The organism is Staphylococcus sp. OJ82, assembly GCF_000294465.1.
Taxonomy (GTDB): domain Bacteria; phylum Bacillota; class Bacilli; order Staphylococcales; family Staphylococcaceae; genus Staphylococcus; species Staphylococcus equorum.
Window position 1 is genome coordinate 519,388 of record NZ_ALPU01000010.1, and the last position, 12,424, is coordinate 531,811.

At 34.0% G+C, this 12,424-nt stretch carries 10 protein-coding genes; all 10 read right to left on the reverse strand.

Features of this window, described 5'->3' with window-relative positions:
- Positions 1-88: 88 nt before the first annotated feature.
- Positions 89-598, reverse strand: a complete 510-nt coding sequence (locus SOJ_RS09905) for a YfcE family phosphodiesterase (RefSeq protein WP_002507954.1) — start codon at positions 596-598, stop codon at positions 89-91.
- Positions 598-1,179: an XTP/dITP diphosphatase gene (locus SOJ_RS09910; protein ID WP_002507955.1), complete on the reverse strand. Its 582-nt coding sequence runs from the start codon at positions 1,177-1,179 to the stop codon at positions 598-600. Before SOJ_RS09910 ends, SOJ_RS09905 begins: the two co-directional genes overlap by 1 nt.
- 17 nt (positions 1,180-1,196) lie before the next feature.
- A complete protein-coding gene (gene racE / locus SOJ_RS09915) occupies positions 1,197-1,991 on the reverse strand; it encodes a glutamate racemase (RefSeq protein ID WP_002507956.1) in 795 nt (264 codons plus the stop codon).
- A gap of 275 nt (positions 1,992-2,266) precedes the next feature.
- On the reverse strand, positions 2,267-3,088 hold the full coding sequence (gene sdhB / locus SOJ_RS09920) for a succinate dehydrogenase iron-sulfur subunit (RefSeq protein WP_002507957.1): 822 nt from the start codon (positions 3,086-3,088) through the stop codon (positions 2,267-2,269).
- A 2-nt stretch (positions 3,089-3,090) separates the two neighbouring features.
- Positions 3,091-4,854 carry a succinate dehydrogenase flavoprotein subunit gene (gene sdhA / locus SOJ_RS09925; RefSeq protein WP_002507958.1) on the reverse strand — a complete coding sequence of 588 codons (1,764 nt, stop codon included), beginning with the start codon at positions 4,852-4,854 and terminating at the stop codon, positions 3,091-3,093.
- A 45-nt stretch (positions 4,855-4,899) separates the two neighbouring features.
- On the reverse strand, positions 4,900-5,511 hold the full coding sequence (locus SOJ_RS09930; protein ID WP_002507959.1) for a succinate dehydrogenase cytochrome b558 subunit: 612 nt from the start codon (positions 5,509-5,511) through the stop codon (positions 4,900-4,902).
- 339 nt (positions 5,512-5,850) lie between these two features.
- A complete protein-coding gene (gene uvrC, locus SOJ_RS09935) occupies positions 5,851-7,638 on the reverse strand; it encodes an excinuclease ABC subunit UvrC (protein ID WP_002507960.1) in 1,788 nt (595 codons plus the stop codon).
- A gap of 247 nt (positions 7,639-7,885) precedes the next feature.
- On the reverse strand, positions 7,886-8,200 hold the full coding sequence (trxA, locus tag SOJ_RS09940) for a thioredoxin (RefSeq protein ID WP_002507961.1): 315 nt from the start codon (positions 8,198-8,200) through the stop codon (positions 7,886-7,888).
- 81 nt (positions 8,201-8,281) lie between these two features.
- Positions 8,282-10,630 (reverse strand): endonuclease MutS2, encoded by a 2,349-nt coding sequence (locus tag SOJ_RS09945; RefSeq protein WP_002507962.1) that lies wholly within the window; start codon positions 10,628-10,630, stop codon positions 8,282-8,284.
- 9 nt (positions 10,631-10,639) lie between these two features.
- Entirely contained in the window at positions 10,640-12,352 is a 1,713-nt protein-coding gene (gene polX, locus SOJ_RS09950; RefSeq protein WP_002507963.1) for a DNA polymerase/3'-5' exonuclease PolX, read from the reverse strand.
- Positions 12,353-12,424: the final 72 nt, after the last annotated feature.

Here is a 12,424-nt window from a genome sequence, read left to right on the forward strand (position 1 = left end):
CCGCTGAAACTGCCATATTAATTATTTATCCATTTTAATAATATATAGAAGCGCATACCCATAATGACTCGAATATGCACTAATCAAATTATATACTAAATGTTTCACTATCAATTATATCGTGATTTCGATTACGAAAATTTAATTTTGCGCTTTGGTCTTCTTCATTGATCAATAATTCTGCATAAGTTTCTTCAACTCGGCTTCGTGATTGTGAAATACTACCAGGATTAATAACATGAACGCCACCAATATTTTCATATTTTGCCACGTGTGTATGACCATAAAAAGCAAATTCACAACCTAACGCTGTAGCTTTTTCAGCTAATTTCATTCTTGTACGATTAACGCTATATAAATGACCATGCGTGGAGAAAGCATGAATGCCATTTTTTTCTATTTTTTCTTCATTTGGAAATTCTGGAGAAAAATCTGTATTTCCTTTTACTCTATGAAAATGACTGAGTTCACTATCATCATAAGCAAATTCAGAATCACCTAAATGCAATGCAACATCTGCATCTTCATGATGATTGATAACATCAAAAAGCACGCCTTGTTCAGTGTGATTATCACTGACTATAATCCATTTTGTCATTAAGCATCACCTTCTAAATAATGTTGTAACTTCTCTATTGCTCTACCCCTATGACTTATTTCGCTTTTTTCTTCAACAGTAAGTTGAGCCATTGTTTTATTTTTGTCATCTATATAAAATATCGGATCGTAACCAAACCCATTTTCACCGATTTTATTTAATGTAATTTCTCCTTGGACTGTGCCTTTAAATTGAACTGTTTCTTCATTAGGCGCACTCATGCTAATTACACATACGAACTGCGCACTACGATTTGTTGACCCACCTAATTTGGAAAGGACTTTTTCAATATTAGCATCATCATCTTTAGCCGTGCCAGCATATCGAGCTGAATAAACACCCGGCTCTCCATTTAAAGCAAATACTTCGAGTCCACTATCGTCTGCAATCACACGTTTGTTTAATGCTTTTGCCGCTGCTTCTGATTTTAATTTTGCATTGGCTTCAAAAGTATCACCAGTTTCTTCCACATCAAAATCTTCAATAATTTCAGAAATGCTAATGACATTAAAATCTGGAAAAATAACTTTAAAATCATTTATCTTACCTTTATTATTTGATGCAATTACAATATCCTCCACTATTATGTTCCCTCTTTCTATACTTCTATTTTTTCTACTTTCGTTTCCATATTTAACCATTCTTCTATTATACGTTCGATATGCTCTGTTTCACCCGTAGCAAAAAACCTATGTTCTGGGTGAGCTGTATAAGCAGCATGTTCATTACTAAACGTTAATAATGCGCTTACTTCACGTGCTGTCTCTAAACCAGAAGAAATCACCACTTTTTCGCCACCAAAATAATCGTTTATTGGCTGATAAAGTAAAGGATAATGCGTACAACCTAATATAACAGTATCTGCATTACTATTTCTCCAATGTTTCAATGTTTGATGCACGATAATACTAGTTATTGTAGGATCTTTATAACGCATTTCTTCAACTAAAGGAACAAAGCCAGGACATGCGATACCAGAAACTTCTACATTAGGATTAATGTTTTTAATGTGATATCTATAAGCCTCAGATTTAATTGTACCTTCTGTACCTAAGATTAAAACATCATTATTTTTCGTTGTCATAATTGCTGTTCTCGCACCAGGCTCAATGACACCAATGACTGGTATAGCTAATAATTTTTGTAAATATTTTAAAGCAACTGCCGTCGCAGTATTACAAGCAATAACAAGCATTTTTATATCAAATTCCATCAGCTTTTCAGCTAATTCTGTTGTGAATTTCCTAACTTCTGCGCCTTCTCTCGGGCCATAAGGGCAACGTTTAATATCACCCAAATAATAAATTGTTTCGTGAGGTAGTTGGCGCATGATTTCTTTTGCTACTGTTAACCCACCGACACCCGAGTCTATTACACCAATTGGTTTCTCCATATTCAATTACATCCTTATTCATTTGCTTGTCCTTTATTGTAGCACAGCCTTGTTTTCAAAATCATTTATCAAGACTGAAATACAATATTATTTTTTGCTATACATATATAATTATACCAATTAGCAAATTATGACACCTAGTAAAACAATATAAATGAGCGATAAAAGACTCTAGCCATATCTCATGTTTCTTTAAAATCTGAAGATTTTCAAAATAAAAAAACTTAACATCTGTTTTAAATAGATGTTAAGTCTTTTGTTTATATTATACGCTATTAATTGACTTGGTGATCTGAACCAAAGAATGATTTAAACATATGGAATGATGTTTCTCTATTTAATGCTGCAATGGATGTTGTTAAAGGAATACCTTTAGGACATGCATTGACACAGTTTTGAGAGTTACCACATGCTTGTAGTCCACCGCCACCCATTAAGGCTTCAAGACGCTCATCTTTTGTCATTGAGCCTGTTGGGTGTAAATTAAATAATCTAACTTGTGAGATTGCTTGTGCACCAACGAAATCATTACTACTTGTAACGTTAGGACAAACTTCTAAACATACACCACATGTCATACATTTTGATAATTCATAAGCTGTTTGACGTTTTTTCTCAGGCATACGAGGTCCAGGACCTAAATCGTAAGTACCATCAATTGGAACCCAAGCTTTCATACGTTTCAAGTTATCGAACATTCTAGTACGGTCAACTTGTAAGTCACGAATAACTGGGAAAGTACTCATTGGTTCTAATTTAATTGGTTGTTCTAATTGATCAACAATTGCAGAACATGATTGTCTTGCTTGTCCGTTAATCACCATTGAACAAGCACCACATACTTCTTCTAAACAGTTCATATCCCAGATTACAGGTGTTGTTTTTTCACCTTTACTGTTAATTGGATTACGTCTGATTTCCATTAAACATGCTATAACGTTTAAGTTTTCTCTATAAGGAATTTCAAACTCTTCCTCATAAGGTTTTGATTCTTCTGTATCTTGACGTTTAATAATTAATTTGATTGATTTTTGGCTTGGTTGTTGGTTTTGTTCTTCTTGCGCTGCCGTTTCATTTACTTCTTTTGTATCTGCCATAATTATTTACCTCCTTTAGACGTCGTAGAGTAGTCTCGTTTACGAGGTGGAATTAAGCTTATATCAACATCTTCGTAAGTGAATTTAGGCGCTTCTGTTTTTCCTTGATATGTTGCTAAAGTAGTTTTTAACCATTCTTCATCATTTCTATCAGGGAATTCTGGTTTGTAATGTGCACCACGAGATTCATTTCGGTTGTATGCACCGATTGTAATTACACGGGCAAGTACAAGCATGTTCCATAATTGACGAGTGAAGAATACTGCTTGGTTACTCCAAGTTTGAGTATCTTCAATATCAATATTGTTATAACGCTCCATTAATTCTAAAATCTTTTTATCAGTTTCTAATAAAGTTTTATTTTCACGAACAACAGTTACGTTAGCTGTCATAACTTCTCCGAGCTCTCTATGCAATTTGTACGCATTTTCTGAACCTTGCATATTGAGTAATTTATCAAATTTCTCTTGTTCTTCTTTTACACGTTTTTCAAAGATACTATCATCTAAGTCAGCGTAAGAAGTTTCAATGTTAGAAATATATTCAATAGCATTTGGACCTGCAACTGTACCACCATAAATTGCTGACAATAGTGAGTTGGCACCTAAACGGTTACCACCATGTTGTGAATAATCACATTCTCCAGCTGCGAACAAGCCTTTGATATTTGTCATTTGATCGTAATCTACATATAGCCCGCCCATTGAGTAATGCACTGCAGGGAAGATTTTCATTGGTACTTTACGAGGATCATCACCTGTGAATTTCTCATAAATCTCAATGATACCACCTAATTTTACATCTAATTCATGTGGATCTTTATGTGATAAATCAAGGTAAACCATGTTTTCACCGTTGATACCTAATTTTTGGTTTACGCAGACGTCAAAGATTTCACGGGTAGCAACGTCACGTGGTACAAGGTTACCGTAGTCTGGGTATTTCTCTTCTAAGAAGTACCAAGGTTTACCATCTTTATAAGTCCAAATACGTCCACCTTCACCACGCGCAGATTCACTCATTAATCTAAGTTTATCATCACCAGGAATTGCTGTTGGATGGATTTGAATAAATTCACCATTTGCATACATTGCACCTTGTTGATAAACAATTGATGCTGCTGAACCTGTGTTAATCATTGAGTTCGTTGTCTTACCAAAGATAATACCTGGACCGCCTGTAGCCATGATAACTGCATCAGAACCAAATGATTCAATGCCAGATGTCGTCACGTTTTGAGCAACTATACCTCTTGCCATGTTGTCATCATCTTTAACTATACCTAAGAATTCCCAGCCTTCGTATTTAGTAACTAAACCATCTACTTCAAAACTACGAACTTGTTCATCTAAAGCGTATAGTAGCTGTTGACCAGTTGTTGCACCAGCGTATGCTGTTCTGTGATGCATTGTTCCACCAAAACGTCTAAAGTCTAATAAACCTTCATTCGTTCTATTGAACATTACACCCATACGATCTAGTAAATGAATGATCTTAGGTGCTGCATCTGTCATTGCTTGAACTGGTGGTTGGTTTGCTAAGAAATCTCCACCATATATTGTATCGTCTAAGTGAACTGCAGGCGAGTCGCCTTCACCTTTTGTATTTACTGCTCCGTTGATTCCACCTTGTGCGCACACAGAGTGTGAACGTTTAACAGGAACAAGTGAGAACAAGTCGACATGCGCTCCTTGTTCTGCTGCTTTAATTGTTGACATTAGACCGGCAAGTCCTCCACCGACAACAATAACTTTCTTCTCTGCCATAAATTGTCACTCCCCTAAATATAAATCTGAAACTTATTTTTTATCTTATAAAAACGCAAGAATAGCACTTATACCAATGTATGAAACTACGATAAATACCACTAATGAAACCCATGTGAAAATTTGTTGTGATTTTTGTGATTGTAATACACCCCATGTTACTAAGAATGACCATAAACCATTCGCAAAGTGGAATGTAACAGCTAATAAACAGACAATATAGAAAACCAACCAAAATGGGTTAGTTACAATGTCATGTACCATATCGAAGTTGACTTCATGGCCTAACGCACGTTGAATACGTGTTTGCCATACATGAATAGCAACAAACACAAAAGTGATAACACCTGTTATACGTTGTAGTAGGAACATCCAGTTTCTAAAAGCTGAGTAATGCCCTACGTTCTCTTTTGCCGTAAAGGCAATATGTACACCGTAAACTGCGTGATACAGAATCGGAATGTAAATCAATACAAATTCCAATACAATTAAGAAAGGTAAGGATTCAATGAATCCAGCCGCTTGGTTAAATGCTTCTGCACCTTTCGTTGCTTGGTGGTTTACGAGTAAATGGAAAATTAAAAATCCACCTATAGGTATGACACCAAGTAAAGAATGTAAACGTCTTAAATAGAATTGATTTTTCGAGTATGCCAAAAGGAAGTTCCCCCCTGTGAAACAGTTGATTTTTTTGAAATTCTTTCTTAGAAATATATAAAGCGATTACATAATTTCTTTCAAAAACAAACGTACAACACTAAATTATAATATTATATGTTTGTTGCAATATAATATTATGCCGTATGATTCTAAACATTTAAGCGAATCCTTAATTGAATATTACTCAATGTTTAAAAGGTTTGATTTCAAATGATAATTTTTCTCAATTAGAAAACGCTTCCACATACTTTTAAAAAAAGAATTCCTCTTATTTGCTATTGTAACACTAATTAAAAACAATTTGGGCATGAGAATGATTCTCATGCCATAAACATTTTATTTTTTATTGTATAAGGCTTGATGTAAATTTTGGGCTACATTTTGTGGTAAACCTGATGCTTTCAAATCATCAATACTTGCTTCTTTCATTTTTTTAATTGAACCAAACGTTCGCAACAATTTCGTTTTACGCTTGGCACCAATACCATCTACTGTATCTAATACTGATTGCAAACCTGTTTTTTGGCGTGTTTGTCTATGAAAAGTAATAGCAAATCTATGCACTTCATCTTGTATCCTTTGTAACAGATAAAATGCTTGGCTGTTTTTTTTGAGCGGAACGATTTCAGCACTTTCTCCATATAATATCTCTGACGTTTGATGCTTATCATTTTTACGAAGGCCAGAAACAGGGATATCTAATCCTAATTCATTCTCAAGCACATCTATTACACCACTCATATGCCCTTTACCACCATCTACAATAATTAAATCTGGCAATGGTGCGCCTTCATTTAGGACGCGCGTATAGCGCCTACGTACCACTTCACGCATTGATTTATAATCATCTGGCCCATCTACTGTTTTAATTTTATATTTTCGATATCCTTTTTTATTTGGTTTACCATCAATAAACGAAACCATAGCGGAAACTGGATTGACACCTTGTATATTAGAATTATCAAACGCTTCAATTCTAATTGGTGTTTGAATGCCCATACGGTCACCAAGCTCTTCAATTGCTTTAACTGTTCGGGACTCGTCTTTTGCGATTAACTCGAATTTATTTTCAAGCGTTACTTCAGCATTATGATTCGCTAAATCTACCAATTCTTTCTTTTTTCCTTTCATAGGTTGGACAATTTTTGTATCTACGACTGAACTAACCATTGCTTTATCTAAATGTTGCGGAATGTGCACTTCTTTAGGTAACAAGTGTTGATTCAAATCATAAAATTGACCGATAAAAGTATAGAATTCTTCTTCTTCTGTTTGTTGTATCGGTATCATCGTTGCATCACGTTTAATCATATTACCTTGGCGAACGAAAAACACTTGAATACACATCCAACCTTTAGATACGCTATAACCAAAAACATCTCTTATTGTATAGTCTGATGTTGTGATTTTTTGTTTTTTAGTTAAATTATGAATATGCTGAATTAAATCTCTATACTCTTTTGCTCTTTCAAAATCTAACGTTTCACTCGCATCTTTCATATTTTGTTCTAAATTATGCAAAATCGTTTTATCTTCACCATTTAAGAAATCTGAAACCTCTTTGGTCATTTCTGCATATTTTTCTAATTCAACTGGATAGACACATGGACCGAGGCATTGACCAATATGATAATATAAACACAATTTGTCAGGCATTTTATCACATTTTCTAAATGGATAAATACGATCAAGTAATTTTTTTGTCTCTTGCGCAGAATAGGCATTAGGATAAGGGCCAAAATACTTGCCGGTACCCTTTTTAACTGTTCTTGTAACAATTAACCGCGGATATTTTTCTTTAGTAATTTTAATAAAAGGATAACTTTTATCGTCTTTTAATAAAATATTATATCTTGGTTGATATTGTTTGATAAGGTTAAGCTCCAATAACAGTGATTCTGTCTCACTAGACGTGACAATAAATTCAAAATTTCGAATCTCTCCAACTAAACGTGTTGTCTTTGCATCGTGAGCTCCAGTAAAATAAGACCTTAATCTGTTTCTTAATTTCTTTGCTTTACCGACATAAATAATTTGATCATTACGATCTTTCATCAAATAACAACCTGGTTCAGTTGGTACAACTGTTAGTTTCTGTTTGATTTGTTCTTGATACGTCTCCACGTTAATGTCTCCTCCTTTCACTTCATATTTCCTTTAAATCTATATAATACAACGACATGAAAATAAATATACATCATGCTTTAGTTAATAATTTTTAATCATATATACATCTCATTATTTGAGTTGTTAAATATTACCTACAATCTATTATAAATAGTACCAACGCATTAAACAATCTATTGAAACGCTAATAAATTGAAAACTGGGACATTAAATAAATTAATGTCCCAGCTTTGCTAGTGATTTACTATAAATGTTTCTCGATTACTTCTGCTAAGTTTTCTTTAGGTTGGAAACCTACTACTTTATCTACTGGTTCGCCATCTTTAAATACGATTAAAGTTGGGATACTCATAACTTCAAATTTAGCAGCTGTTGATGGATTTTCATCTACATCAAGTTTTAAAATATTAGCTTTGCCATCATAGTCACCAGCTAATTCTTCTAATACTGGAGCAATCATCTTACAAGGGCCACACCATGTTGCCCAAAAATCCACTAAATTTACACCTGATTTGATGTTTTCATCAAAGTTTGAATCTGTTGCTTTTACGATTGCCATAACTGCCAATCCTCCTTAAATTTCAAATGATGAAGAAATTATAACAGACTTTATAGCATTCTGCATATTTCTTGCTCACGCTTATTTTAATTCTGCCACGGTAACACCAAATCCACCTTCGCTTGGCATTCCGTTTCTATATGATGACACACTTTTATGTCGTTTTAAATGTTTTTGCACACCTTTTTGCAAAGCACCCGTACCTTTACCATGAATAATATAAACTTGTTCATAATTACTCAACACTGCTTGGTCTAAATATTGATCAACAGCTACCATTGCTTCATCATATCGATAACCACGTAAATCAAGTTCCATTTTAATACTTTGTCGGCTTTCTCGTTTAATCATCTTGGCAGGTGTTTCTTTGGTTTTCTTCGTTTTCTCTAAATCTTCTAATGGTAATTTCATTTTTATGATACCCATCTGTACTACCGCTTCTTTATCACCTATTAGCTCTAACACTTCACCTTTTTGGCCATACGTCAGTACTTTCACTTCATCTCCAGCTTTAATCTCGTCCCATTTTTGCTTTTGAACATTTTGTTTCAATGATTTAGCTTCGTACTGGTCTTCAAGCTGTTTCTTCTTATCAATTAACTCATGCTCTTTAACATCAGCACCTTTTTTATCTCTAAGATCACGTAACTCTTTAAGAATGTCATCTGCTTCTCTCGTAGCCGATTTCACACGTTGATTCGCTTTTTCTTTCGCTTCACTTAAAAGTTGTTTTTCATAATTTTGATATTGCGCATACTGTTTAGCAAGTGCATCACGCGCTTCTTGTGCTTCTCTTACTAGCTGATCTAATTCAATACGTTGTTCGTCAACACGTTTAGAATTATGTTCTAATGAGGCAATCATTTCATTAATTTCTTGTTCATCTTGCCCAATCATTGATTTGGCTTTTTGAATCACTTGCATATTAAGTCCTAATTTTTTAGAAATATCAAACGCGTTTGACCGTCCAGGAACACCCATTAATAATTTATAAGTTGGACTTAATGTATTAACATCAAATTCGACACTGGCATTCATTACGCCTTCCCTATTATAGCTATATGCTTTTAATTCAGGATAGTGTGTCGTAGCCATTACAAGTGAACCAATTTCATGTACATGATCTAATATGCTCATTGCTAATGCAGCCCCTTCACTTGGGTCTGTCCCTGCACCTAATTCATCAAATAAAATCAAACTATTTTTAGTAGCGTCTTGAAGTATTTCTACAATATTTTTCATATGAGAAGAAAACGTTGATAAAGACTGCTCAATAGATTGTTCGTCACCAATGTCACAATACACATTTTCAAAAATACTTAATTTACTACCATCAAGTGTAGGAATTAGCATGCCTGATTGAGCCATAGCAATAATTAATCCCAGTGTCTTGAGCGTTACCGTTTTACCACCCGTATTTGGTCCCGTTATAATCACAGTTTCTATATCTTGAGCAAATTCAATCGTATTCGCCACAACAGAGGTTCTATCTAGCAAAGGATGAAATGCTTTTGGTAGATAAACAGTTCTATCCGTAGTAAATTCTGGTTTCGTACCTTTAATTGATCTTGCATAACGTGCTTTAGCTGTTAAAAAATCAATTTGACCCATAATAGATTCTGAAATCAAACAAGCGTCTGCTTCTTCAGCAACCTGTACAGTTAGTTCAGTCAATATACGTTCACGCTCTACCGCTTCATCGTTACGGAAACTACTAATTTGATTACTCATTTCTACAATTGAGGAAGGTTCTATATACAATGTTTGACCAGAAGCTGATTGATCATGCACAATCCCGTTAAAATCTTGACGATACTCAGCTTTTACTGGTATAACATTACGATCGTTACGTACTGTCACAATTGCATCAGAAAGTTTTTTCTGGTTGCCTTGATGCTTTACAATTTTATCTAAATTTTGTTTTATGCGTTGCGTTGTTTTAGAAATCTTACTTCTAATACCTTGTAATTCGTAACTAGCATCATCAAATAAATCATAAGCATCACATTTTTGATGTATATTTTGATACAAGTTTGATAAAACAGGGAGTTGTTCCATTCTATCGTTTAGAATTGGGTAATTAATTTCTTCTTCTTCGTTCAACAAACTATTATAAAATGTTTTATATTGATTTTGTATTTGTATTAAGCGTTTAATTACATTTAATTCGCTAACATTGAGTACGCCACCAATTGTCGCTCTATGAATAAATGAAGATATTTTTGCTAAACCACTTAAACTTGGCATGCGATGCTTATTATAGATTTGAGCTATTTCATCTGTTTCATTCATTTGAAATTCGACAGTATTGAAATCAGTTGCTGGAGTCATCGCTACAACTTTTTCTTTACCTAAATCACTTATTGTTTCATTCTCTACAAGTGCTTTTATTTTGTCGAATTCCAGGACATTTAATGATTTCTGTCTCATATAATCCCTCTATTTCTTCAATTTAATGTTATTTTCTATAAGCGATTTAAACGCCTCTCGTGACATCGTATTGATTACTCTGTCTTTTTTAACAAACCCTTTTTGTGCAGTCGCCACACCGTACTTCATGAATTCAAGATGATCTACGTGATGGGCATCCGTATTAATAGTTAATTTAACATTCGGATGTTTTTTAACTGTTTCGGCATTTAGATCTAACCGTTTAGGGTTTGCATTAATTTCTAAAATCGTGTTTGTCTCTTCGGCAATCTCACATAATCTATCAATATCTGGTTCATAACCTGGGCGTTTACCAATAATACGACCAGTTGGATGTGCAATATGTCTAACATATGGATTGCGACATGCGTTTTCTAAGCGTTTCATAATGTCTTCCTGCGATTGGTTAAAACTTTGATGTATTGCTGCAATAACATAATCTAATTGCGCCAATACTTCATCGTCATAGTCTAAACGGCCATCAGGAAGTATGTCCATTTCAATACCTGAGTAAATATCAATTTCTTCATATTTATTATTCAAGGCTTTGATCTCTTCATTTTGGCGTAATAGGCGCTCAACTGACAAACCATTGGCAACTTTTAAGCTTTGAGAGTGATCTGTAATCACCATGAATTGATGGCCTTTAGCAATATTTGCTTCTATCATCTCTTCTATACTGAATGCACCATCACTATACGTCGTATGCATATGAATATCACCATTAATGTCATCTAATTTTATAATTTCTGACAGGTCTTTATCAAACTCGCTTCCATCTTCACGCATTGCTGGGTCAATCCATTTCACACCGAAATGATCATAAATTTCTTTTTCACTTTGATATTGCAGCAATTCGCCATTTGCTTGTTCAATGCCATATTCACTCACTTTTTCATCTTTTTCTTTAGCTAACTGACGAATACGAATATTATGATCTTTAGAACCAGTGAAATGCTGTAGTGTGTGATAGAAAGCTGAAGGTTCGATTAACCTGAAATCTACACTTATTGTTTCATCATCATAAGTTACTTCTAATGATACTTTTGTTTGTCCAACAGCTACTTCTTTAACTTTATTAGGTATATCAAGTAATGACTGTTGTACTTTAGTTGGTTCATTTGTACTTATAATATAGTCTAAATCTTTACTCATTTCTTTAAATCTTCTATAACTACCAGCAACTTCGTATTGTTCGATACCTTCAATTGAGGATAAATGTTCATTAATTTCAATGTTTAAGCCTCGCATTTGATCAATAGGGTATTTATCTTTTTTCGCACCAAGCGCTTTAACTGCCTCTAAGATATTTTGTTCCGTTTTTTTAGCAAAGCCGCTTAATTCACTCACTTCACCAGCTTCACAAGCTTTTTGTAATGCTTCTTTACCGTCTATATTTAATTCTTTATAAAGTTTCGCTATTTTCTTGCTACCTAATCCTTGTATTTTCAGTAAAGGGATTAGCCCTTCTGGTACTTCTTCTTGTAGTGACTCTAATGTCGAAGAATTTCCTTCTTGTTGATATTCTTTAATTACGTCTCCTACACCTTTACCAATGCCCTTTAACTCTGTGACATCCTCTATTTGATCAAGTGGACGTTCATCTATTTCAAGACTTTGAGCTGCTTTTCTATAAGCTGAAACTTTAAATGTGTTTTCACCTTTTAATTCCATATAAGTAGCTATTTTTTCTAATAATTGAATAATATCTTTTTTTGTCATTACTTTCACTCCATAAAAAAAGGTCAAGACAGATTACTGTTATGCGTTCATCAGTAAATTGGTTATGCCCTG